General features: G+C 69.5%; 19 protein-coding genes. 6 read left to right on the top strand and 13 right to left on the bottom strand.

The annotated features are described in order from the left end of the window. Nucleotides 1-49 precede the first annotated feature (49 nt). The 5 genes from AAFL97_RS23260 to AAFL97_RS23240 form a co-directional block, all read right to left on the bottom strand. Nucleotides 50-496 (bottom strand): YaiI/YqxD family protein, encoded by a 447-nt coding sequence (locus tag AAFL97_RS23260; protein WP_341646955.1) that lies wholly within the window; start codon nucleotides 494-496, stop codon nucleotides 50-52. Nucleotides 497-645: 149 nt separating this feature from the next. Further along, nucleotides 646-1824: a M20 aminoacylase family protein gene (locus AAFL97_RS23255; RefSeq protein WP_341646954.1), complete on the bottom strand. Its 1179-nt coding sequence runs from the start codon at nucleotides 1822-1824 to the stop codon at nucleotides 646-648. A 17-nt stretch (nucleotides 1825-1841) separates the two neighbouring features. Next, complete coding sequence (locus tag AAFL97_RS23250; RefSeq protein WP_341646953.1) at nucleotides 1842-3341, bottom strand: aldehyde dehydrogenase family protein; 1500 nt, start codon at nucleotides 3339-3341, stop codon at nucleotides 1842-1844. Nucleotides 3342-3355: 14 nt separating this feature from the next. Continuing rightward, nucleotides 3356-4228 (bottom strand): NAD(P)-dependent oxidoreductase, encoded by an 873-nt coding sequence (locus AAFL97_RS23245; protein ID WP_341646952.1) that lies wholly within the window; start codon nucleotides 4226-4228, stop codon nucleotides 3356-3358. A gap of 23 nt (nucleotides 4229-4251) precedes the next feature. Beyond that, complete coding sequence (locus tag AAFL97_RS23240) at nucleotides 4252-5592, bottom strand: DUF3100 domain-containing protein (protein ID WP_341646951.1); 1341 nt, start codon at nucleotides 5590-5592, stop codon at nucleotides 4252-4254. 215 nt (nucleotides 5593-5807) lie between these two features. On the opposite strand from AAFL97_RS23240, the gene AAFL97_RS23235 reads away from it, so the two are divergent. From AAFL97_RS23235 to AAFL97_RS23220, 4 genes are all read left to right on the top strand, one after another. Continuing rightward, nucleotides 5808-6722 carry a LysR family transcriptional regulator gene (locus AAFL97_RS23235; protein WP_341646950.1) on the top strand — a complete coding sequence of 305 codons (915 nt, stop codon included), beginning with the start codon at nucleotides 5808-5810 and terminating at the stop codon, nucleotides 6720-6722. Nucleotides 6723-6859: 137 nt separating this feature from the next. After that, nucleotides 6860-8059: an AI-2E family transporter gene (locus AAFL97_RS23230; protein WP_341646949.1), complete on the top strand. Its 1200-nt coding sequence runs from the start codon at nucleotides 6860-6862 to the stop codon at nucleotides 8057-8059. 63 nt (nucleotides 8060-8122) lie between these two features. Then, nucleotides 8123-9421, top strand: a complete 1299-nt coding sequence (locus AAFL97_RS23225; protein ID WP_341646948.1) for an acetyl-CoA hydrolase/transferase family protein — start codon at nucleotides 8123-8125, stop codon at nucleotides 9419-9421. Between the two features lie 127 nt (nucleotides 9422-9548). After that, a complete protein-coding gene (locus AAFL97_RS23220) occupies nucleotides 9549-10655 on the top strand; it encodes an HPP family protein (protein WP_341646947.1) in 1107 nt (368 codons plus the stop codon). A 24-nt stretch (nucleotides 10656-10679) separates the two neighbouring features. Here AAFL97_RS23220 and AAFL97_RS23215 read toward each other — a convergent pair whose 3' ends face one another. From AAFL97_RS23215 to pdsR, 4 genes are all read right to left on the bottom strand, one after another. Further along, nucleotides 10680-11114, bottom strand: a complete 435-nt coding sequence (locus tag AAFL97_RS23215) for a CBS domain-containing protein (RefSeq protein WP_341646946.1) — start codon at nucleotides 11112-11114, stop codon at nucleotides 10680-10682. A gap of 248 nt (nucleotides 11115-11362) precedes the next feature. Continuing rightward, on the bottom strand, nucleotides 11363-12217 hold the full coding sequence (gene asd / locus AAFL97_RS23210; RefSeq protein WP_341646945.1) for an archaetidylserine decarboxylase: 855 nt from the start codon (nucleotides 12215-12217) through the stop codon (nucleotides 11363-11365). A gap of 362 nt (nucleotides 12218-12579) precedes the next feature. Next, nucleotides 12580-14181, bottom strand: a complete 1602-nt coding sequence (locus AAFL97_RS23205; RefSeq protein ID WP_341646944.1) for an ATP-binding protein — start codon at nucleotides 14179-14181, stop codon at nucleotides 12580-12582. Continuing rightward, a complete protein-coding gene (pdsR, locus tag AAFL97_RS23200; RefSeq protein ID WP_341646943.1) occupies nucleotides 14178-14870 on the bottom strand; it encodes a proteobacterial dedicated sortase system response regulator in 693 nt (230 codons plus the stop codon). Before pdsR ends, AAFL97_RS23205 begins: the two co-directional genes overlap by 4 nt. Before the next feature lie 203 nt (nucleotides 14871-15073). Here pdsR and AAFL97_RS23195 point away from each other — a divergent pair, with 203 nt between their 5' ends. Both AAFL97_RS23195 and AAFL97_RS23190 read left to right on the top strand, forming a co-directional pair. Continuing rightward, nucleotides 15074-17161, top strand: a complete 2088-nt coding sequence (locus AAFL97_RS23195) for a marine proteobacterial sortase target protein (protein ID WP_341646942.1) — start codon at nucleotides 15074-15076, stop codon at nucleotides 17159-17161. A 31-nt stretch (nucleotides 17162-17192) separates the two neighbouring features. Beyond that, nucleotides 17193-18140 (top strand): class GN sortase, encoded by a 948-nt coding sequence (locus AAFL97_RS23190; RefSeq protein WP_341646941.1) that lies wholly within the window; start codon nucleotides 17193-17195, stop codon nucleotides 18138-18140. Here AAFL97_RS23190 and AAFL97_RS23185 read toward each other — a convergent pair. The 4 genes from AAFL97_RS23185 to AAFL97_RS23170 are packed head-to-tail and all read right to left on the bottom strand — an operon-like array spanning nucleotide 18083 to nucleotide 22108. Next, nucleotides 18083-19375: a cobyrinate a,c-diamide synthase gene (locus AAFL97_RS23185; protein ID WP_341646940.1), complete on the bottom strand. Its 1293-nt coding sequence runs from the start codon at nucleotides 19373-19375 to the stop codon at nucleotides 18083-18085. The genes AAFL97_RS23190 and AAFL97_RS23185 overlap by 58 nt on opposite strands. After that, nucleotides 19375-20241, bottom strand: a complete 867-nt coding sequence (gene cobA / locus AAFL97_RS23180; RefSeq protein WP_341646939.1) for a uroporphyrinogen-III C-methyltransferase — start codon at nucleotides 20239-20241, stop codon at nucleotides 19375-19377. Before cobA ends, AAFL97_RS23185 begins: the two co-directional genes overlap by 1 nt. A 23-nt stretch (nucleotides 20242-20264) precedes the next feature. Beyond that, on the bottom strand, nucleotides 20265-21134 hold the full coding sequence (locus tag AAFL97_RS23175) for an ABC transporter ATP-binding protein (protein WP_341646938.1): 870 nt from the start codon (nucleotides 21132-21134) through the stop codon (nucleotides 20265-20267). After that, complete coding sequence (locus AAFL97_RS23170; RefSeq protein ID WP_341646937.1) at nucleotides 21131-22108, bottom strand: FecCD family ABC transporter permease; 978 nt, start codon at nucleotides 22106-22108, stop codon at nucleotides 21131-21133. The genes AAFL97_RS23175 and AAFL97_RS23170 overlap by 4 nt, the downstream gene beginning before the upstream one ends. Between the last annotated feature and the right edge of the window lie 6 nt (nucleotides 22109-22114).

Genomic DNA, 22114 nt, shown 5'->3' with positions numbered 1-22114 from the left:
GGGCCGGCACTGCCACCGATACGCGGCATCCTGCGCCCGAAGGAGGGCTTCACCTGCGCTTTGCCAGCAGGCTGTCCAGTTGGTTCCCGAAGGCCTGCCGGTCGGCATTGGAAAAGGCGCGGGGGCCGCCCGTTTCCACGCCGCTGCTGCGCAGGCCCTCCATGAAGTCGCGCATGCTCAGGCGCTCCTGGATGTTGGCGGCGGTCAGGCGCTCGCCGCGCGGATCGATCACCGTGGCGCCCTTGGCGATGACCTGGGCGGCGAGCGGGATGTCCGCGGTGACGACGACGTCGCCCGCCTCGACTTCGCCGGCGATGCGCTGGTCGGCGACGTCGAAGCCGCCCGGCACCTGCACCGCCCTGATCCACGGCGAAGGCGGTACCCGCAGCATCTGGTTGGCGACCAGGGTCAGCGGCGTTTCGGTGCGCTTGGCCGCGCGGTAGAGGATTTCCTTGACGACGGCCGGGCAGGCGTCCGCATCGACCCAGATTTTCATGGCGGCGTTTTCTCCTGGTGAGCGCCGACGATAGCACTCACCTCAGCGCCTGCCATCCCCGATCGAAGCGGGGCGCCGGCCGGCGCCCTCCGGCTTGCACCTGCCGGTGGACGCCAACGCACGGATTCACGCTTCCGCCACCCCGGCGCTCATTCGGCCGATGGCAGCTTGCCGTCGCGCAGCAGTGCCGTGACCAGGCTCACCCAGTAGCGCACGCCCAGCGGCAGCAGCGCATCGTTGAAGTCGTACTTGGGGTTGTGCAGCGATGCGCTGTTCTCGCCATTGCCCATCCAGATGTATGCGCCCGGGCATCGCTGCGACATGAAGGCGAAGTCCTCCGAGCCCATGCTGGGCGGCAGGTTGCGATGCACCTTGTCTTCGCCCAGCAGTTCGGCCAGCACGCCGGCGCACGCTTCGGCGTGTGCCGGAGCGTTGATCGTGGCCGGGTAATTGACGATGTAATCCAGCTCCGCGGTCAGGCCGTGCAGGGTGGCGGTGGCGGCAATGACGTCGCGCAGGCGCTGCTCGATGCGGGCGCGCTGTTCCATGTCGAAGCAGCGCACGGTACCGCGCAGCTTGACCTGCTCGGGCACGACGTTGAAGGTGTCGCCGGCGTTGAAGCTGGTCACGCTCAGCACCGCCGGCTTGTGCACCGGCTGCTCGCGGCTGATCAGCGCCGGCAGCTGGGTCACGAGATGGCAGGCCGCGAGCAGGGTGTCCTTGCCCAGATGCGGCATGGCGGCATGGCAGCCCTGCCCCGACAGCGTCAGGCTGAAGATGTCGAACGCCGCCATCATCGGGCCGGCATTGACCGCCGCGGCTCCCACCGGCAGGCCGGGCCAGTTGTGCATGCTGTAGACGGCCTGCATCGGGAAACGCTCGAACAGCCCGTCCTCGATCATGACGCGCGCGCCGCCTTCGTTTTCCTCGGCAGGCTGGAAGATGAAATACACCGTACCGCTGAAATCCGGCTGCGCGGCCAGCGTCCGGGCGGCGCCCAGCAGCATCGTGGTATGGCCGTCGTGGCCGCAGGCATGCATGCGGCCGGGATTTGCCGAGGCATGGGCGACGTCGTTCATCTCGGTCACGTGCAGCGCATCCATGTCGGCGCGCAGGCCGATCGCCGGCCCTTCGCCCCGCTGGCCGCGCAGCACGGCAACGATGCCGGTGCCGGCCAGGCCTTCATGCACCTCCAGCCCCCAGCTTCGCAGCAGTTCGGCCACCCGCGCGCTGGTACGGTGCTCTTCGAAGGCGGTTTCGGGGTGGCGGTGGAAATCATGCCGCCACGCTTCGAGATCGGCCTGCTCGGGCCATGCGATCGTCGTCATGAAAAGCTCCTCGATGATCAGAGATAACCAAACGGCGCCGCCGGCTCGGCGGCGGTCTCGACCCAGACGCTCTTGACCTGGGTGTATTCCTTCAGCGCGTCCAGGCCGCTGGAACGGCCGTAGCCGCTCTGGCGATAGCCGCCGAACGGCGACGCGACGTTGATGGTCTTGTAGCCGTTCACCCAGAAGGTGCCGGCCTGGACCTGCGCCGCCACGCGATGGGCACGGCCGACGTCGCGGGTCCACACCGCACCGGCCAGGCCAAAGCGGCTGTCGTTGGCGATGTCGATGGCCTCCTGCTCGGTATCGAACGGAATCACCGCCACCACCGGACCGAAGATCTCGTTCTGCGCGACCTCCATGCCGTTGGTCACGCCGGTCAACACCGTCGGCGGCACGAAGTAGCCGGCCGCGCCCGCCTCGGCGCCGCCCAGCGCCAGCTTCGCCCCTTCCCGCAGCGCCGCCGCGATGCAGTTGCGCACATGCGTGAACTGGCGCTCGTTGCAGATCGGACCGACTTCGGTGTCCGCATCCAGCGGATCGCCCACGCGCAGGCGGCGCGCGCCGTTGACCAGCTTTTCCACCAGCTTGTCATGCACGCTGCGCTGCACCAGCAGGCGCGAGCCCGACACGCAGCTCTGCCCGGCGCCGGAGAAGATCGCCGCCTGCGCACCCAGGCAGGCGCGATCCAGGTCTGCGTCCTCGAACACGATGTTGGCCGACTTGCCGCCCAGCTCCAGCACGCAGGGCACCAGGTGCCCGGCCGCGAGGGCGGCGATGCGGGCACCGGTCGGCACCGAGCCCACGAACACCACCTTGCCGACATCGGCGGTCTCCAGCGCCGCGGGCACCGTCGTCTGGCCGTAGCCGGCCAGCACATTGATCAAGCCCGCCGGCACGCCGGCCTGCACCACGATCGACGCCAGCGCCAGCGAACTGAACGGCGTCAGCTCCGAGGGCTTGAGCACCACGCCGTTGCCGGTGGCGATGGCGGGCGCGATCTGCCAGCCCGCGGTGAACACCGGCGCATTCCAGGGCGTGATCTGCAGCACCACCCCGATCGGCTCGCGGCGCGTGTAGTTGAGATGGCCGCTGGGCACGGGAATCACATCGCCATACAGCTTGTCGGCCCAGCCCGCGTAGTACTCGAACATCTCCGCCACGCGCAGGACCTCGCCGCGGCAATCGCGGATCGGCTTGCCGCTGGTCAGCGCCTCGAGCTGCGCGAGCGGCTCGGCCTGGGCACGGATCTGCTGGCCCACGGCATGGATCACCCGGCCACGCTGGGCATGCGACAGCGCCGCCCATTCGCGCTGCCCCCGGCGCGCCGCCTCGACCGCCGCCCGCGCCACGTCCGCTCCGGCGTCGGCGTAGCGCAGGGTTTCCTCGGCCGTGGCGGCATTGCGCAGCACGACGTCCTCACCCTGCCCCGCCAGCAGGCTGCCGCCGACATGGGAGCCGATGGCCCTGGCATCCGGAAAGAAAACGCGAAAGGCCTGCCAGATACGTTCGTTCATCGTGCTCTGCCCGCTCATCGTGCCTGCTCCTCATAATCCACGATACGGTTGAAATCCTCGCCGTCGTCGACCGACGCGGCCGAATCGGCCCACAGCCGCAGTGCCTCGCGCGCCAGCGGTACGCTGGCGCCGCTCTGCTCGATCATCGCCACCGCCAGACGCAAGTCCTTGCGCATCAGCTTCATGGTGAAGCCGGAATCGAACGCGCCGTTCAGGATCCAGGTCGGGCAATTGACCTCGGTGACGCCACTGCGGCCCGAGCCGGCATTGACCCCCTTGAGGATCTGCTCGACGTCGAGCCCGGCGGCACGCGCCACGCGGATGGCCTCGCCCGCGGCAATCAGATGGATGCCGCACAGCAGGTTGTTGAACAGCTTGGCCGAATGGCCCGCACCCACCGGCCCCACATGCACGCGCTTGCCGGTCAGGGCATCGAGCACCGGCGCCAATGCCTTCAGGTCGGCAGCTTCGCCGCCCAGCAACATGGTCATGGAGCCGCCATGCGCGGCCCTGGGGCCGCCACTGACGGGACCGTCGACCAGGCGCAGCGCGCTGCCCTGCAGCGCCTGGGCGATGCGCAGCGTGCTGGCGGGGTCCGCCGTCGAGGTATCGAGCACGATCTGGCCCTCACGCGCATGCTGCAGCAGGCCACCCTCGCCCAGCACGACTTTCTCGACCACGTCGGAAGTCGGCAGCGACAGCACGATCACGTCCGCCTGCGCCGACAGCGCCGCGAGATCGTCGACCAGCGTCACACCCGCTTCCTGCAATACCTGCCGCGATTGCGTGGCGGGGTCGAATCCCACCACCTTCAGACCGGCGCGCACGGCCGACAAGGCCATGCCCGCGCCCATGTTGCCCAACCCGACCACACCCAGCTTCACCATGAAATCTGCTCCTTGTTGCTGCGTCAGAGGGAATGCACGAAAAACTGCGCGATCACGGCGGCGGCCAGGAAGACGCCCGCGTTCGCCATCAGCGATACCACCACGATGCGCCAGCCCAGGCGGCGGAAGGCGGGGATGTCCTTGGCCATCGACAGGCCGGCGAAGGTCAGCATCGGCGTGATCATGGCGAGGAAGTTCACCTTGCCGGTCAGCGCGGCCACTTCGGCGGCATACGGCGTCTGCGGGAAGGTCATCGCCATGGCGATGAAGGAGATCCAGCACACCGCCGGCAGCTTGCGCTTCGTTGCGACGTAGATCAGGTCGCCGGCCAGCACCGCGCCGATGATCAGCGCCACGCCCGGCAGCGATTCCAGCAGCGGCACGCCGAAGCCGATCAGGTTGCCGAGCATCACCATCAGGCCGACCAGCAGCCACGACACCACGCGCATGCCGAAACCCAGCACGGGCGCATGCACCGTCTCGGCCTTGACCTCGGGCGCACCGCCATCCTCGACCGCGACGCCCTTGCGGTTGCGCCCCAGGATGGGCTCCATGAAGCGGTAGGCATGCACCGCCAGCGGCAGCGAAATGAACAGCGTCAGGTAGGTGCCGAGCGTGGTCGCGATCAGATTGGCGGCAGCCGCGAAGGCAGCCACGTCCTTGGCCATTTCGGGCGTCTGCTGGGCGGCGATGGCACCCACGGCAGCCGCAGTCATGCTGCCCGAGCCGACGCCTGCGCCCATGGCGAGCGCCAGCGGGTGGAAGATGTTCAGGCTGGTGACGAAGCCGGCCAGCAGCGAGATGAAAATGGCGCCGACCAGGGTGCCGGTGATGTACTCGGCCAACACCCCACGCCCTTCGGGGGAGTCCATGCCGAAGCGCTCGCCGATGATCGCCAGACCGGGTTCGCGGCCGATGGAGAAAGTCGCGCCGACGGCCTCGCGCTTGATCCCCAGCAGCAGCGCGACCGGCATGCCCAGCAGGATACACCCGACCAGATTGCCGACCTCCTGCAGGGCCAGGCCCCAACCCGCCTCGGCCAGTTTCGGCAAGGAGCCGCCGACCAGCAGGCCGAGCTTGGCGATGAACAGGAACAGGGCCGACGACAGAATCGTCGCCGCCAGATGCTGGCCGTGCAGGCTGAGCCTGAGCGGCCCCGGCATGCGCTTGCTGAACATCCCCAACCCCAGGCCGATCAGCAGCGCCCAGATCATGGGCAGCAACACCACCTTGCCGACCCCCAAGTCGATGGGCAAGGGCCCGAACCATTCGGACAGCGCCGCAATTGCCAGCGCCAGCACGAAGATCTGCGCCACGCTGCCAAGCTCCAGCGGCGCGCTTGCTCGATGGGCAACAACACTCATATGGCTTCCCCTCATTCGCCGCCCGGCCTGCGCAGGCAGCCTGGTTGGCATGGAAACGTTGAACGGCATTCCTTTTTTTATGGCTCCGGACCGCGTCCAGGCACATAAGGCCATTCAATATATCAATGCATTTAATATATAAATATATATTTTTTGTTCTAAAAATTAGAACATCATCCGGTCCCCACCCTACTCACCGATCGCAGGATTTTCCCATGCACGCCTTCCATGACTCCCGCGTCCGCTACCTGTACGAGACGCTCTCGTGCGGCTCGGTCCGCGCCGCTGCCGACAAGCTGGGCATCGCCCCCTCGGCCGTGAGCCGCCAGATCAGCCTGCTGGAAGAAGAACTGCAGGCGACGCTGCTGGAGCGCCAGCGCAAGGGCGTCGTGCCGACCGATGCCGGCCAGTTGCTGATCGACTACTACCAGCAGCACATGGCTCACCGCCACGACATGCTGGCCAAGATCGAATCGCTGCGCGGCCTGAACAGCGGCTCGGTCTCGGTGGCCAGCGGCGAAGGCTTCGCCCAGGCGATGATCGCGGGGCCGATCCGGCAATTCCGCCAGCATTACCCCGGCGTATCGATCTCGCTGGACATTGCCGGCACCACCGAAATCATGCGCCGGCTGCGCGAGGACGAGGCGGAAATCGGGCTGGTCTATTACGCCCCCGCCGACGTGCATATCGTATCGCGCTGGTCGGCGCACGAACCCCTGTTCGCCGTCGTCGGCCCCGAGCACCCGCTGCGGCATGCGCAGCGGACCTCGCTGCGGGAACTCACCGCCTGGCCGATCGCACTGCTGAACGGCATCTACGGCATCCGCCAGTTGCTGGAACACGCCGAGCGCACGGACAAGATTCGCCTGGAAGCGGCATTGACGACCAACCTCATCCATGTGCTGATCAGCTTCGTGGCCAGCAACCAGGGCGTCACGCTGCTGCCCCGGCTGGCGGTATCGACCGAACTGGCGGCGGGGCGCGTCCATACGGTCCCCGTCGACAACGCGGCGCTGCAGCATGCGACCGTGCAGTTGATCACGCGGGCAGGCCGACACCTGTCGCCCGCCGCGAACCGATTCATGCAGTTCTGCATCCACGGAATGCAGGCGCTTCAGACTGCCCGCTGAGTGCCCGGGCCGACGCGCCGCCCGGCGCCGGCATTCCCTCCACTTCCCGGCCGAGGTGCCCGGCCCGGCTCAGCCCCCGGTCCCGCCGGCCATTCACTCGGTTATAGTCCTCTCCTCGGTCACCCCCGCTGCCGTCCATGCCGCCTGTCCTGCAAGCCCCCCTCATCGTCCGCACGCTGCTCCTGCTGATCCTCGCCGCCGGGGCGTATTTCCTCAGCGGCTTCCTCGTACCGGTGCTCGCCGCGCTGATCATCGGCTTCGCCAGCTGGCCGCTCTACCGCCGCGGCGTCGCGCTGTGCAAGGGCAACACCACGCTGGCCGCGAGCGTGGCGATCATCGTCGTCATCTGTGCGCTGATCGTGCCGCTGACCATCGCGCTGCACTACGCGCTGAAGGAAGCCGGCAATTTCATCGCCTGGCTGCTGGAGGCGAACCGCACCGGGGCGCCGGTGCCGGAATGGATACGGGCGCTGCCGCTCGTCGGCGAGCGGCTCGCCGAATACTGGCAGGATCACCTCGGCAGCCCCAGCGCCCTCGGCGAATGGGTGCAGATCCTCAGCGGCGAGCACCTCGGCAACATCTACCGCATGGTGCTGAGCGCCACCGGCGACCTGTTCCGCCTGGCGCTGACCACGCTGTTCATGCTGATCACGCTGTTCTTCGTCTACAAGGACGGCCGGCGCCTCGCCGCACAGCTCGACGTCGTCGGCGAACGCATCCTGCCGGCGCGCTGGCAGCGCTTCTCGCGCGTGGTGCCGGCCACCGTCAGCGCCACCGTCACCGGCATGGGGCTGATCGCGCTCGGCGAAGGCGTGGTGCTGGGCGTGGCCTACTGGGTCGCCGGCGTGCCCTCGCCGGTGCTGCTGGGCGTCGCCACCGGCTTCATGGCGCTGATTCCGGGCGGCGCGCCGCTGTCGTTCACGCTGGTATCGCTGTACCTGGTCGGCTCGGGCAACCTCGTCGCCGGGCTCGGGCTGTTCGCCTGGGGCTCGATCGAACTCTTCATCGTCGATAAGACCCTGCGCCCGCGCCTGGTCGGCGGACCGGTGAAGCTGCCTTTCCTGCCGACCTTCTTCGGCCTCGTCGGCGGCGTGCAGACCATGGGCCTGGTCGGCCTGTTCGTCGGCCCGGTGCTGATGGCGCTGCTGGTGGCGATCTGGCGCGAATGGCTGCACAGCATCGAGGAGCCGGCCCCGTTCCCGACGAACACCTCCGAGCTGCACGGCACGGCGGCCGGCGCACCGGCGGCTGCCAATCCGGTGGCCGGCAATCCGGTGGCCGGCACTCCGGTGGCCGACCGTCCGACCGCCGCCGAACCGCCGCTCCATACGCCCTAGTATGGAATGACCTATAATCCCTTCTTTATGCCCATAGAACGACAGGGACAGGAGGGGGAGCGAATGTCGGCAGTCCAGACCCTTTACGAACAGAAGCGCATGACGGCGGCGGATGCGGCCGGCCTGGTCCGCGACGGCGACACCGTCGTCGTGCCGACCGGCGTCGGCGAGCCGCCCGCGCTGCTGCACGCGCTGTCCGAGCGGCGCCACGAACTGCGCGGCGTCGCCGTCAGCCAGATCCTGCCGCTGCGCAAGTTCGCCTACCTGAACCCCGAGACGCAGGCCAACATCCGGCACGACGCCTATTTCTTCGGCGGTGCCACCCGCGAGGGCGGCAAGGCCGGCTGGGTGGACTACGTGCCGGCCTATTTCTCCGAACTGCCGATGCTGCTCGACCGCGGCCTGACGCCGGCCGACGTCGTCGTGTCGATGGCCTCGCCGATGGACGAGCACGGCTACTTCAGCCTGTCGCTGGCGCCCGACTACACGATGGCGGCGATCCGCCGCGCCCGCGTCGTGCTGCTGGAAGTCAATCCGAACGTGCCCTTCGCCAACGGCAACTGCCACATCCACGTCTCGCAGGTCGGCGGCGTGGTCGAAAGCGACGAACCGCTGTTCGAAGTCGGCCTGCCGCAGATCGGCCCGGTGCAGGAAGCAATCGGCAAATACGTCGCCGACCTCATCGACGACGGCTCGACGCTGCAGATCGGTTACGGCGGCATTCCCGACGCGGTGGTCATGCAGCTCCGGCACAAGCACGACCTCGGCATCCACACCGAGATGATCGGCGACGGCATCCTGTCGCTGCTCGAGTCCGGCGCCGTCACCAACCGCCGCAAGACCTTCATGCCCGGCAAGCTGGTCGCCACCTTCGCGCTCGGCTCCAATCGCCTGTACCGCACGCTGCACCGCAATCCGGCGATCGAGATGCATCCGGTCGACTTCACCAACGACCCGTATCTGGCCGCACGCAACGACAAGCTGTGCGCCATCAACGCCACCTTGCAGATCGACCTGATCGGCCAATGCGGCTCCGAATCGCTCGGCCACCTGCCTTATTCCGGTACCGGCGGCCAGGTGGATTTCGTCCGCGCCGCCAACCGCTCGAAGGACGGCAAGGCTTTCATCGTGCTGCCGTCGACGGCGAAGGACGGCACCGTGTCGCGCATCGCGCCGATGCTGTCGCCCGGCACCCACGTCACCACCAGCAAGAACGACATCAACTACGTCGTCACCGAATACGGCGTCGCCGAGCTGCGCGGCAGGACGGCCAGGCAGCGTGCCGAGGCGCTGATCGGCATCGCCCATCCGGATTTCCGCGGTGAACTGCGCGAGGCGGCGCGGCGAATGAAGCTCGCCTGATCCTGCATCGGGAGGAGCGAGCAGAGTGCGCACCGACTTGGTGCGCACGGCGGGCCTGCGCTAAGATCGCTGCCCACTCTCTCCTCCCGGCAGCGTGCCGGGCCGACGCCCCTGTCCGGAACGCTGCGTGCAACGCCTGTCTTCCTGGTTGAAGGCCTTCTGGCCTGCTCCCCTCCCCGCAAGCCTGCGCGAACGTCTGCTGGGCGGCATCGGTGCGTTCATCGGCCTGCTCGTCACCGAAATCGTCAGCCGCTACATGCTGGGCATCAGCGTGCCCTGGTTCGTCGCGCCGATGGGCGCATCCGCGGTGCTGTTGTTCGCAGTGCCGGCCAGTCCGCTCGCCCAGCCCTGGTCGATCGTCGGCGGCAACTTCGTCTCGGCGCTGATCGGCATCGGCTGCGCCCACTGGATTCCCGATCCCGCGCTCGCGGCAACACTGGCCGTCGGCCTGGCGATCATCGCCATGTTCCAGCTGCGCTGCCTGCACCCGCCCGGCGGCGCAATGGCGCTGACGAGCGTGCTCGGCGGCCCCGAGGTCGAACGCCTGGGCGTGCTGTTCGCGTTCACGCCGGTGGCGCTCAATTCGCTGCTGCTGTTGCTGACGGCGCTGTTGTTCAATGCCGCGCTGCGCCGGCGCTACCCGCATCGCTCGGCCGAAGTCCCGGCCGCCGCACAACACCATACGGCCGATCCGAAACCCAGCGACCGCCTGGGCGTCCGCCCCGAGGACCTGCAGGCGGTGCTGCAGGAGCGGGGCGAGATGATCGACATCAGCAGCACCGACCTCGAGGAAATCCTGCTGGCCGCCGAGCAGCGCGCCTGGCGGCGGCGCTTCGGCGTTCTGCGCTGCGCCGACGTGATGTCGCGCGACGTGGTCACGATCACGGCCGACGCGACGCTGGAATCGGCCTGGGCACAACTGGCCCACCACCGCGTCAAGGCCTTGCCGGTCGTGGTGGATGAGGATCGGCTGATCGGCATCATCACGCTGCACGACTTCCTGCTCGCGCAGGAAATGCCCTGGGAAACCGTGGGCGAAGTGATGAGCGCCGACGTATTCACCGCCAGTCCGGATCAGAGCATCGTGGACCTGGTGCCGGCCTTCTCCGATCGCGGCCGGCACCACGTGCCCATCGTCGATGCGGACAATCGCGTGGTCGGCATGCTGACGCAATCGGACCTCGTCGCCGCGCTGTTCCAGGCCGGCCTGGACCAGGCCCTGGCCGGTTGCTAGCGGACCAGGGCCAGCGGTTGCGGCTCAGAGGATGACGGTGATTTCCTCGCGCCGCACCAGCTCGGTGCCGAAATCGAGCGCGTCGAGTTCCAGCGCATCGCGCGCGGTGACGAGGCCCAGCGGGCATTTGACGGCGTCGATCACCGGCACGTGGCGCACGCCATTCTCGTACATCAGGTGAAGCGCATGGCCGAAAGGCTTGTCCTCGGCCAGCGTCAGCGGATTGTGGGTCATGACTTCGCCGACCGATGTGGCATCGGCATCGAGGCCGGCGGCCAGCACGCGGAAAGTGGCGTCACGTTCGGTGAAGATGCCGGTGAGCACGCCATGCTCGACCACCAGCGCGGCGCTGCTGTGCTGCTCCTGCATCATGCGCGTCACGCTGCGCACGGGCGTGTCGGCGCACACGCACAGGAAGGGACGATCGGAAAGTACCTGATGGATGGGACGGCTTGGCATGATCTGTCTCCTTGATGCATTTTATGGAAAGGCATGATTGCCTAGCGTCAATCGTGCCAGCTTGGACGCACGCTGCAAACGAAATTTTTCGGCTATCGTTTCCACGCCCAAGTTCTTGTTGTAGCGCATCTTTTTTACAGATTGACGACAATGCCGATATGCTGCATTGCAGCACAACGGCATTGCAGCATGCACTCCCATCGTGCATGCCCGCCATCCGCCGCCCAGCAATGGGGCGTGGCACGGCCTCAGGCAGCCGGCGGGCGCTGCCCCATCGCTTCGCCCAGGCGCACCGGGTGCGCCGCCGCCCAGGCGGAGTCGAAGCGCATCGTGCCTTTCGGGAACAGCATCACCACCGTCGAGCCGAGCAGGAAACGGCCCATCTCATCGCCCTTGCGCAGTTCGACCTCGCCCGGCGCATAAGCGTGCTTCTCGATGTCGGGCCGGCGCGGCGGATTGACCACGCCATGCCAGACGGTCGCCATGCTGCCGACGATGGTGGCGCCGACCAGCACCATCACGAAGGGGCCGGCCTCGCCTTCGAACACGCACACCACGCGCTCGTTGCGCGCGAACAGGCCGGGCACGCCGCGCGCAGTGGCCGGGTTGACCGAGAACAGGTCGCCCGGCACGTAGATCATCTGCAGCAGCCGGCCGTCGCAAGGCATGTGGATGCGGTGGTAGTCGCGCGGGCTGAGGTAGATCGTGGCGAACTCGCCGTCCTCGAAATGCGCCGCCAGGCTGCGGTCGCCGCCGACCAGGGTGGTGGTGGTGTAGAAATGGCCCTTGGCCTGGAAGATCTGGTCGCGCTCGATCGGACCGAACTGGCTGATCGCACCATCGACCGGGCACAGGTAGTCGGCTTCGGCGAACGGCCTCGCGCCTTCGCGCAACGGACGGGTGAAAAACTCGTTGAAGCTCGCGTAGCTCGCCGGGTCCGGGTTCGCCGCTTCATCCATGTTCACGCCATAGCGCCCGATGAACCAGCGGATCACCGCCGTCGTCGCCTTGCCGCCCTTCAGGCCGGCGAGCCTGCCGGCAAGCTGGGTCAGGGCGCGCTTGGGCAGGACGTACTGGAGGGCAACGGAGAGGCGTTCGGACACGGCGGGATTCCAAGGGTCAGGTCATCGAACTGCGATTATACCGCCATGGTGTTTACCCTCTTTGCCGCAACGAAAAACAGAGAGGAGCGCGCTCCACTCGCCCATTACCGGAAACATGAGCGGCTTCGCTCATAGAAGCACCCGACGCCCCGTAGGCACAGCCTTAGCCGCAGTACGGTTCAGATAAGCGTGGCGGCTTGTTTCCGTAGGCGCGGCTTTAGCCGCGAATGCCTGAAATGCGCCACATCTTTCGCGGCTGAAGCCGCTCCTACAATGACCGGGAGCGCACTCACTGAACCGTATTGGCCTTAGCCGCGATGCGGCTCATGGGAAAACACAGCCCTCCGCGAACGCGGAAGGACTCAGGCCAGCCGCAGCAGCGCCCCCACGCATACCCCGCTGCCGTCCGGCAGATTGCTGGCCGACAGGCTGCCGCCGTGGAAGGCCGCGATCATGCGCGCCACGTACAGCCCCAGCCCCAGGTGCGGCTCGCCGCCGCCCTCGGCCTTGCGCACCGACACCATGGCCTCGAACATCCGCCCCGCCAGCGCCGCCGGCAGTAGCGGCCCCTGGTTGATCACCGCCAGCGTGGCGGTGGTGGTCTGGAACTGCAGCACGATGCGGATTGGAGTATCCGGCAGGGCGAAGTCGGCGGCGTTGTCCACCAGCTTGTCGAGCATCTGCGCGGCCAGGTCGGGGGCGCCGCGCACCCACACCGGATACGGCGGCAGATCGTCCTCGAAGGCGCGCGTGGGGTGCGCCACGCGATAGCCGCGCACGCATTCGCCGACCACCGCGCGCAGATCGAAGCGCTCGCTCTCGGTGCTGGCCAGGGCCTGCTCCATGCGCGTGGCCTCGCTCATGCGCGAGAGCATGCGCGACAGCCGGTTCAGCCCTTCCTCGGCGCGCGTCATGTAGGTGCGCGCGGATGCCGGCAATTCTTCGGCGTGCAGGTTCTCCAGCGAGGAACGCACCACGGCGATGGGCGTGCGCAGCTCATGCGACAGCCGGCTCGCCATGTTTTCCAGATAGGTGTGATGGCCGGCCAGGCGTCCGAGCAGCGCCGAGAAGCTGCGTGACAGATCGCCCACCTCGTCGCCCGCGTTCGAGGCCGTCAGCGGCGCGGCGATGCGCCCCTGGCCGTCGATGGCGCTTTCCGCCTCGTCGCGCAGGCGGCGGATGCGCGAGGACAGCCGGGTGGCGAACCACAGCACCGGCAGCGCCACCAGGCACAGCCCGGCCAGGGTGATCAGCAGCAGGCTTTCCAGCGCGCGCTGGCGCAGCGAGACGATGGAGCGCGAATCCTCTTCGACCACCACCGCGCCGATCACCCGGTTGCCCTCCCAGATCGGGTGCGCGGCACTCACCAGCAGCGCGCCGCCGTCGTAGGTGGCGCGCGTCTGTGCGCCGGCGATGCCCATCAGCGCATCATGCACCTCGCGCGCGCGCAGCGGGCTCCAGTCCGCGCCGATGGTCTCGCCGGGCGGCGGCAGGATGCGCGCGGCCAGCCTGCGCCACGCCGGCAGCCCTGCGCCCCCGTCTTCCGCCGCCGGCAGGCTGCCGGTGACCGCCAGCACGCGCAGGTCGCGGCTCACCAGGCTGATGCGCGCGCTGCTGCGCTGCACGCCACGCAGGATGGCGACCACCTCGTCCATGCGGCGCGGCTCCTCGGCCAGCGTGGCGACCGGCGCGCGCAGGGCCTCGACGACCTCCTCGCCGGGCAGCAGGGATTGATCCACGGTGACGCGCGAGGAGCGCGTCCATTGCGGCACGCCGAGCAGTTGCGGGCGTTCGTGCAGGGCGGTGGCCACCGCGCGGGCAGTCGCCAGCACGGCCTGCTGCTGGCTGTCCACCAGGAAGGCCTCCAGCTCGACCAGATAGCGGTAGCCCACCCAAGGCAAGGCCAGCAGCGGCAGCGCGAGCAGCGCCAGCTTGAGCCGCAGGCTCACGCGCGGCGTGTTCATCCGGCGCTCTTCCAGCGGTAGCCCATGCCGTAGACGCTTTCGATGGCGTCGAACCGCGCATCCACCACGGCGAACTTGCGGCGGATGCGCTTGACGTGGGAGGTGATGGTGCCGTCATCGACCAGGCGCGCGTCGCGCATCAACTGCTCGCGGCTCTTCACGTGGCCGGGCAGCTGCGCCAGCGTATGCACCATCCAGAACTCGGTGAGCGTCAGGTCCACTGCCCGGCCCTGCCAGCTTGCCGCCAGGCGCAGCGTGTCCAGGCGCAGCGCGCCGCGCTCCAGCACGTCCTCGCGCGCGCCCGGTTCGGCCAGCGCCTCGACGCGGCGGAACAGCGCGGCGATGCGCGCCAGCAGGTGCGGCATGGAAACGTCCTTGGTCAGATAGTCGTCCGCGCCCAGGCGCAGGCCGGAAACCACGTCGAAATCGCTGTCGCGCGCGGTCAGGAAGATGATCGGCAGACGCCTGGACAGCGCGCGCAATTCCGCGCACAGCGTGAAGCCGCCTTCCGGCTCGTCGCCCAGGCCGATGTCGATCACCGCCAGATCGGGCAGGCTCGCGCGGCACGCGGCCAGCGCGCCGGGGCGGTCGGCGTGCGCACTGACCTCGTAGCCCTGGCGGGCCAGGGCCTCGGCATAGTTGTCGCGGATGGCGGCTTCGTCCTCGACGATGGCGATGCGGCGTCCCATGGGCATTCCTGCGCTTGAATCCGGCGCCGACTATAGCACCGCCGCCGCGTCCGCCCACGACCTGCCGCCCGCGATCCGCAAGAGCCATTTTCTTGCCACATTTCGCCCGCGCGGCGCCCTTTTCTCCCCATGCCGTCGACCTTTTCCCCGGTTGAAATGCCCCCATCGACAAACCGTTGGCCGCATCCAGGGAGAAAAACACCATGAACACCCACCTGCCCGGTTCCGCCCGCCGCTGGCACGATCTGCTGGAAATCGCCGCGCTGGCGGCACGCATCTTCCTCGTCGGCCTGCTGGTCGCCTTCGCACTCGCCGTGCTGACCCTGCTGTTCGCCGCGCCGTCCTATGCCGGCGAAGGAGACACCGGCCAAGGCACGCTGATCATCCGCCTGCCGGACGGCAACGGCGTGGCGCTGCCGGCGCTGGACACCGAGGTCGCCATCCGCGTCAACGGCCCGCTGGCGCGCACCCGCGTGGTGCAGACCTTCCACAACGCCAGCGATGGCTGGCAGGAAGGCGAATACCTCTTCCCGCTGCCCGAGAACGCCGCCGTCGACCGCCTGCGCATGGTGATCGGCGAACACGTCGTCGAGGGCGAAATCCGCGAGCGTGCCGCCGCGCGCGCCGAATTCGAGCAGGCCCGCGCCAGCGGCCGGCGCACGGCGCTGGTCGAACAGCAGCGCCCCAACCTGTTCACCACCCGCGTCGCCAACATCGCCCCGGGGGCGCGCATCTCGGTGGAAATCGAATACCAGCAGACGCTGGAATGGCGCATGAATGAGGACGGCGGCCATTACGGCCTGCGCTTCCCGATGGTCGCCGCGCCGCGCTACCTCCCGCTGCCCACCACCGCCGAGGAAATCGCCGACGCCCAGCACATCACCGCCCCGGTACGCCACCCGGCGGCAGGCCCGGCGATCAACCCGGTGCGCATGCGTGTGGAACTGGATGCCGGCATGCCGCTGTCCGCGCTGCGCAGCCCCTCCCACGCGCTGCGCGTGGATGCCCCGCACGCCAACCGCCGCGTCGTCGAATTCGCCGATGGCGCGGCGCCGGCCGAACGCGACTTCGTCCTCGAATGGACGCTGGCCGCCGGCCAGGCCCCGCGCGTCGCGCTGTTCGCCGAGCGCGGACAGGATGTGGACCACGCCCTGTTGATGCTGATGCCCCCGCGCCTGCCCAGCGACGGCCGCCCGCTGGCGCGCGAGGTGGTGTTCGTCATCGACACCTCGGGCTCGATGGCCGGCGCTTCCATCGCCCAGGCGCGCGCCGCCCTCGCGCTCGCCCTGCGCCGCCTGCGCCCGGAAGACCGCTTCAACGTCATCGAATTCAACTCGGCCACCCGCGCGCTGTTCGATGCCGCCCGCCCGGCCAGCGCGGACAACGTGGAGCACGCCGCGCGCTGGGTGCGCAAGCTAGATGCCACCGGCGGCACCGAGATGGCCCCCGCGCTGGCCGCCGCGCTGGGCGGCGGCGCCGACCCGGAACGCGTGCGCCAGGTGATCTTCCTGACCGACGGCGCGGTGGGCAACGAGGAAACCCTGTTCCGCCTGATCGAACAGCGCCTGGGCGACGCCCGCCTGTTCCCGGTGGGCATCGGCTCCGCGCCCAACGGCCACTTCATGCGCAAGGCGGCGGCTGCCGGGCGCGGCAGCTTCACCTACATCGGCCGCCTGGACGAAGTGCAGGAACGCATGAGCGCGCTGTTCGAGCGCCTCGAAGCGCCCATGCTGAAGGACATCGAACTGGCCTGGCCGGACGGCGCCCAGGCCGACTACTGGCCGCGCAAGGTGCCCGACCTGTACGCCGGCGAACCGCTGGCGGTAGCCGTCGCCCTGCGCCGGGCCAGCGGCACGCTGAAGGTCGGCGGACGCGGCCCGCAGGCCGCCTGGAACACCGAGGTCGATCTCGGCCGGGCCGCCCCCGGCAGCGGGCTGGGCGCCCTGTGGGCGCGCCACAAGATCGACGCCCTGCTCGACCTGCTGCGCAGCGGCACGCCGGAAGACGAGGTGCGCCCGCAGATCGTCGAACTCGCCCTCGCCCACCGCCTGGTCAGCCGCTACACCAGCCTGGTGGCGGTGGACAAGACCCCGGTGCGCCCGGCCGCCGCGCCGCTGCAAGGCGGCCGGCTGCCCCTCAACCTGCCCGCCGGCTGGCAATACGAAAAGGTCTTCGGCCAACTGCCCACCGGCGCCACCGACGCGCGCATGCACCTGCTGGGCGGCACGCTGACCCTCGCCCTGGGCGCCCTGCTGTTCGCCCTCACCCGCCGCCGCAACGCCTTCGCCTGAATCCCGCGCCCTGAACCCACGGAGAACCGCCATGAAAGCCACGACAAACTGCCACCACTGCAACGGCTGCGATTTCCTCGGCGTGGAATGCGCCTGGCCCGCCCCCGACTGCCTTGGCGACACGCGCAGGCGCGACGCCGAACGGCGCCGCACGCACCTGCTGCGCGCCGCGCTGGTGCTCGCGCTGGCCGCCGCGCTGTGGCAGTTCGGCCAGGCCGGCTACATCCACGCCAAGGCCTGGCTGGCCCAGCACCTGATCACCCAGGCCTGGGCGCAGACCCGCGCCGGCGGCGCGCCCACGCGCCCCTGGCCATGGGCGGACACCTGGCCGGTGGCGCGCCTGAGTGCCCCCGCGCAAGGCGTGGAGGTGTACGTGCTGGCCGGCGCCGACGGCGCCACGCTGGCCTTCGGCCCGGGCCACCTGTACGGCACCGCGCAGCCGGGCGAACCGGGCAACAGCGTGCTGGGCGCGCACCGCGACACCCATTTCGCCTTCCTGCAATGGCTGGAGGACGGCAGCGAACTGGAACTGGAAACCGCCCATGGCGAGGTGCTGCGCTACTTCGTCACCCACCGCGAGGTGCTCGACCACCGCGACACCCGCCCGCTCGCCCAGCCGGACAGCGGCCGCCAGCTCACCCTGGTGACCTGCTGGCCGTTCGACGCGCTGCGCGCGGGCGGTCCGCTGCGCTACGTAGTCACCGCGCAGGCGCGGATCTGCGAGATCGGGAACGCCCCTGTAGGCGCTTCAGCCGCGATGGGACTGAGAGGCCAACCAGGCACAGTTTTCGCGGCTGAAACCGCCCCTGCGAACGCGTGGTGTGCATGGCATCATCTTTATCGGCGGAAGACGCGGCGGGGATACCAGACGCTCGTGCGGCCTTGTGCAGATTTGAAGCTCGAGACGGTGCCTCGGCCCTTTCAGCCCAGTAGCGCCGCCACTGCCGCCGGGCATGACGGAAACCAGAAGTGCACGTAGGACGCGGTGATGGCCCCCACGCGGTAAATGGCTTCGCCTTCGCCGCCGTCCGGCCGCTGCGCGCGCAGCCAGGGTTCGAGCGGCGTGTCGGCCTTCGAGTAGTGGAAGGTGTGGCCGGTCAGGCGGCCTTGCGGAAAGTCCGCCTGCTGCATGCCGAGCGCGGCGAGCCGTTTCTGCATCCGTGCGCGGCCCGGCAGCAGGCCGCCGAAGGCATGGGCGGTGCCGGCCGTGTCGATGACGGCGTCGAGCAGGCTCATCCATCCGCCGCATTCGGCCAGCAGCGGCCTGCCGGCTGCCACATGGGTGCGCAGCCCGGCCCAGAAGCCGGTGTTGGCGGCGAGCGCGGCGCCGTGCAGTTCCGGATAGCCGCCCGGCAGCCACACCGCGTCGCACGCGGCGGGCAGGCCCTCGCCCGCCAGCGGCGAGAAGAACACCGGCTCGGCACCCAGCGCGCGCAAGGTATCGATATTGGCCGGGTAGATGAAGCCGTAGGCCGCGTCGCGCGCGATCGCGATGCGCTTGCCGGCCAGCAGGGGTGGAACGGCCGGCGCCGGCGCCGCCGGAAAATCGACGGCCGGCGGCAGCCCGGCAGCACCGGTCTGTTCCAGGTGGTCGGCCAGGCGGTCCAGGCGGATGCCGAGATCGTCGATCTCCTGCGCCTGCAGCAGGCCGAGATGCCGTTCCGGCAAAGCCGCGGCGGCGTCGCGCGTCACCGCGCCGAACCAGCGCATGCCCGCCGGCAGCGCCTCGCGCAGCAGCTCGGCGTGGCGCGCGCTGCCGACGTGGTTGGCGAGCACGCCGGCGAAGGGAATGCCGGGCCGGTAGTGCGCCAGGCCCCAGGCCACCGCGCCGAAAGTCTGCGCCATCGCCCGCGCGTCGATCACCGCCATCACCGGAATGCCGAAGCGGCGCGCGATGTCCGCGCCCGACGGCGCACCGTCGTACAGCCCCATGGCGCCTTCGACCAGGATCAGGTCGGCCTCGCAAGCCGCCTTGTGCAGCCGCCGGGCGATGTCGGCCTCGCCGCACATGCCGAGGTCGACGTTGTACACCGGTGCGCCGCTGGCGACCGCGTGGATCTGCGGGTCGAGGAAATCCGGCCCGCACTTGAACACCCGCACCCTGCGCCCCAGCCGGGTATGCATGCGTGCAAGCGCGGCGGTGACGGTGGTCTTGCCCTGGCCCGACGCAGGCGCAGCGACAAACAGCGCCGGGCAGCGCGCGGCAGCGGCCATCAGCCTTGCTCGTCCGGCAGCCCGGCGCCGGGATGCACTGCGGTACAGCCCGCATGCGGCGCCGGCGCGGACGGCGGCGGCTCGCTCGGCTGGAACCAGTTCAGGCGCGGGTACAGGCTGACGACGTCGCCCACCACCGTCAGCGACGGCGGCCGGATACCCTGCCGCTTCACCTCGTCGGCCAGCGTGGCAAGGTCCGCCCTGGCGACGCGCTGCGCATGCGTGGTGCCGCGCTCGATGACGGCCGCGGGCGTGCTCGCCGGCAGGCCGTGGGCAACGAGCTGGGCGCAGATCTCCGCCAGCCGCGACACCCCCATGTAGATCACCAGCGTCTGGCCGCGATGGGCCAGCAGCGGCCAGTCGAGATCGAGCGAGCCGTCCTTCAGGTAGCCGGTGGTCAGCACCACCGACTGCGCGTGGTCGCGGTGCGTCAGCGGAATGCCGGCATAGGCGGCGATACCCGCCGCCGCGGTGACGCCCGGCACCACTTCGACGGTGATGCCGGCTTCGAGCAGGTCCTCCATCTCCTCGCCGCCGCGGCCGAAGATGAAGGGGTCGCCGCCCTTCAGCCGCACCACGCGCTTGCCGGCCTGCGCCAGGCGCACCAGCAGGGCATTGATCTCGTGCTGAGGCAGGGTGTGGTCGGCCGCCTTCTTGCCGACGTAGATGCGCTCGGCCGCGGCCGGCGCGAGATCGATGATGGCCGGCGCGACCAGGTTGTCGTACACCACCACGTCCGCCGCGGCCACCAGGCGTGCACCGCGCAGCGTCAGCAGCTCCGGGTCGCCCGGGCCGGCGCCCACCAGATAGACGTGGCCCGGCAGCGGGCCGGCGCGGAAGGCTGCAAGATCAGGGACAGGACTCATGGAACACGGGCTCGGACGGAGATTCAATCAGGAACGAAGACGATGCGCCCTTCGCTTTCGAAGCGGCTCAGGGGGTGGCCGAAAGCCTGGCTCAACAGCTCGGCGCGCATCACGCTGTCGCGATCGCCGGCGATGACGCCGCCGCGGCCGTCGAGCAGGATAACGTGATCCGCGTAGCGGGCGGCAAGATTGACGTCGTGAAGTACCAGCACCACGCCGGATTTCCTGCCGCCGTCTCCTCCGCCAGGCGCCCCTGCGCCGGACAGGAGGCGCTCCAGCGTGGGAGAGCCCGTCTCGCCGCGGACGAGGCGGCGAAACAGTTCGAGCGTGGCGATCTGGTGGTGGAGGTCGAGGTGGTTCAGCGGCTCGTCGAGCAGCAAGAGCCGCGGCGCCTGGGCCAGCAGCGCGGCGATGGCGACGCGCTGGCGCTCGCCGCCGGACAGGGTCAGGACGTCGCGGTTTTCGAAGCCCTGCAGGCCGACGTCGGCCAGCGCCCGGCGGGCGATGGCCTCGTCCCGTTCCGTTTCCCAGCCCCAGCGGCCGAGATGCGGATGGCGGCCGATCAGCACCGTCTCCAGCACGGTGGCCGCGAACAGATCGGGCTGCTGCTGCGTCAGCAGCCCGCGAAAGCGCGCCGCCTCGGCCGCCGACCAGCCGGCATAAGGCCGCCCGCCGATGCGCACCTCGCCCACCGACGGCGCACGCAAGCCGGCCAGGGTGTGCAGCAAGGTGGTCTTGCCCGCACCGTTCGGCCCCAGCAGGACCAGGCATTCGCCCGGCTTCAGGCGCATGCTGAAGGCGCAGCACAGCCAGCGCTCGCCCACCTGCAGCGCGAGGCCTTCGGCTTCGAGCAGCGGCCCGGTCTCGTTCATCGCGCTGCCGGCCCTGCTCATCGCCGGTGCCTCGCCAGCAGGAACAGGAACACCGGCACGCCGATCAGCGCGGTCAGCACGCCCACCGGCAGTTGCTGCGGCGCGATCACGGTGCGCGCGGCGGTATCGGCCACCGTCAGCAAGGCACCGCCGGCCAGCGCCGCCGCCGGAATCAGCGTGCGCTGGTCGTTGCCCAGGGCCAGCCGCACCAGATGCGGCACGATCAGGCCGACGAAGCCCACCGAACCGATCAGCGTCACCGCGGTGGCGGTCAGCAGCGAAGCCAGCACGTACAGGCCCATGCGCAGGCGGCGCACGTCGACGCCGAGCGCCCGCGCATTCAGCTCGCCGCGCGCCAGCACGTTGAGGTCGCGCGCGAAGGGCATCACCGCCAGCAGCCCCAGCACCAGCACGACCAGCCCGGGCCAGGGCCGCGCCGCGCCGCTGGCGTCGCCCATCAGCCAGAACAGCATCGACTGCACGCGTACGTCGGACGCCAGCGCCAGCATCAGGGTCACCGCCGCGCCGCAGCCGGCGGCGACGATGACGCCGGTCAGCAGCAGCCGCGTCTGCGTCCAGCTGCCGTCGCCGTGCGCCAGGCCGAACACCAGCAGCATCGCCGTCAGCGCACCGGCGAAGGCCAGCGCATCGACCCACAGCGAAGCCGCCCCGAGCAGGATCGCCACCAGCGCGCCGACCGCCGCGCCGCCGGAAATGCCCAGGATGTAGGGGTCGGCCAGCGGATTGCGCAGCAGCACCTGCATCACCGCGCCGGCCATAGCGAGCAGGCCGCCGCAGACGAAGGTGGCGACCGCGCGCGGCAGGCGCAGCTCGCGCACGATGCCGGCGGCCATGCCATCGCCGCCGGCCAGCGCGACCAGCACTTCGCCCGGCCCGATCGGCATCTCGCCCGCCATCAACGCCCATGCGAAGGCCAGCACGCCGGCCGCCAGCAGCGCAGCAATCACCGACACGGCATGGGTGCGCGGCTTCATCCGGAT

Source organism: Thauera sp. SDU_THAU2 (assembly GCF_038260575.1).
Classification (GTDB): Bacteria; Pseudomonadota; Gammaproteobacteria; order Burkholderiales; family Rhodocyclaceae; genus Thauera.
The sequence above is the reverse complement of the archived record's forward strand: the minus strand, read 5'-3'. Positions and strand labels throughout refer to the sequence as shown.

Excerpts from the sequence above, each read along its gene's own strand:
- AAFL97_RS23235 (WP_341646950.1), top strand. The coding sequence starts at position 5,808 with ATGCACGCCTTCCATGACTCCCGCGTCCGCTACCTGTACGAGACGCTC.
- pdsR (WP_341646943.1), bottom strand. The coding sequence starts at position 14,870 with ATGGGACGCCGCATCGCCATCGTCGAGGACGAAGCCGCCATCCGCGAC.
- AAFL97_RS23225 (WP_341646948.1), top strand. The coding sequence starts at position 8,123 with ATGTCGGCAGTCCAGACCCTTTACGAACAGAAGCGCATGACGGCGGCG.
- AAFL97_RS23195 (WP_341646942.1), top strand. The coding sequence starts at position 15,074 with ATGAACACCCACCTGCCCGGTTCCGCCCGCCGCTGGCACGATCTGCTG.
- AAFL97_RS23260 (WP_341646955.1), bottom strand. The coding sequence starts at position 496 with ATGAAAATCTGGGTCGATGCGGACGCCTGCCCGGCCGTCGTCAAGGAA.
- AAFL97_RS23240 (WP_341646951.1), bottom strand. The coding sequence starts at position 5,592 with ATGAGTGTTGTTGCCCATCGAGCAAGCGCGCCGCTGGAGCTTGGCAGC.
- AAFL97_RS23205 (WP_341646944.1), bottom strand. The coding sequence starts at position 14,181 with ATGAACACGCCGCGCGTGAGCCTGCGGCTCAAGCTGGCGCTGCTCGCG.
- AAFL97_RS23255 (WP_341646954.1), bottom strand. The coding sequence starts at position 1,824 with ATGACGACGATCGCATGGCCCGAGCAGGCCGATCTCGAAGCGTGGCGG.
- AAFL97_RS23245 (WP_341646952.1), bottom strand. The coding sequence starts at position 4,228 with ATGGTGAAGCTGGGTGTGGTCGGGTTGGGCAACATGGGCGCGGGCATG.
- AAFL97_RS23190 (WP_341646941.1), top strand. The coding sequence starts at position 17,193 with ATGAAAGCCACGACAAACTGCCACCACTGCAACGGCTGCGATTTCCTC.
- AAFL97_RS23230 (WP_341646949.1), top strand. The coding sequence starts at position 6,860 with ATGCCGCCTGTCCTGCAAGCCCCCCTCATCGTCCGCACGCTGCTCCTG.
- AAFL97_RS23250 (WP_341646953.1), bottom strand. The coding sequence starts at position 3,341 with ATGAACGAACGTATCTGGCAGGCCTTTCGCGTTTTCTTTCCGGATGCC.
- AAFL97_RS23185 (WP_341646940.1), bottom strand. The coding sequence starts at position 19,375 with ATGGCCGCTGCCGCGCGCTGCCCGGCGCTGTTTGTCGCTGCGCCTGCG.
- AAFL97_RS23175 (WP_341646938.1), bottom strand. The coding sequence starts at position 21,134 with ATGAGCAGGGCCGGCAGCGCGATGAACGAGACCGGGCCGCTGCTCGAA.
- cobA (WP_341646939.1), bottom strand. The coding sequence starts at position 20,241 with ATGAGTCCTGTCCCTGATCTTGCAGCCTTCCGCGCCGGCCCGCTGCCG.
- AAFL97_RS23170 (WP_341646937.1), bottom strand. The coding sequence starts at position 22,108 with ATGAAGCCGCGCACCCATGCCGTGTCGGTGATTGCTGCGCTGCTGGCG.
- AAFL97_RS23215 (WP_341646946.1), bottom strand. The coding sequence starts at position 11,114 with ATGCCAAGCCGTCCCATCCATCAGGTACTTTCCGATCGTCCCTTCCTG.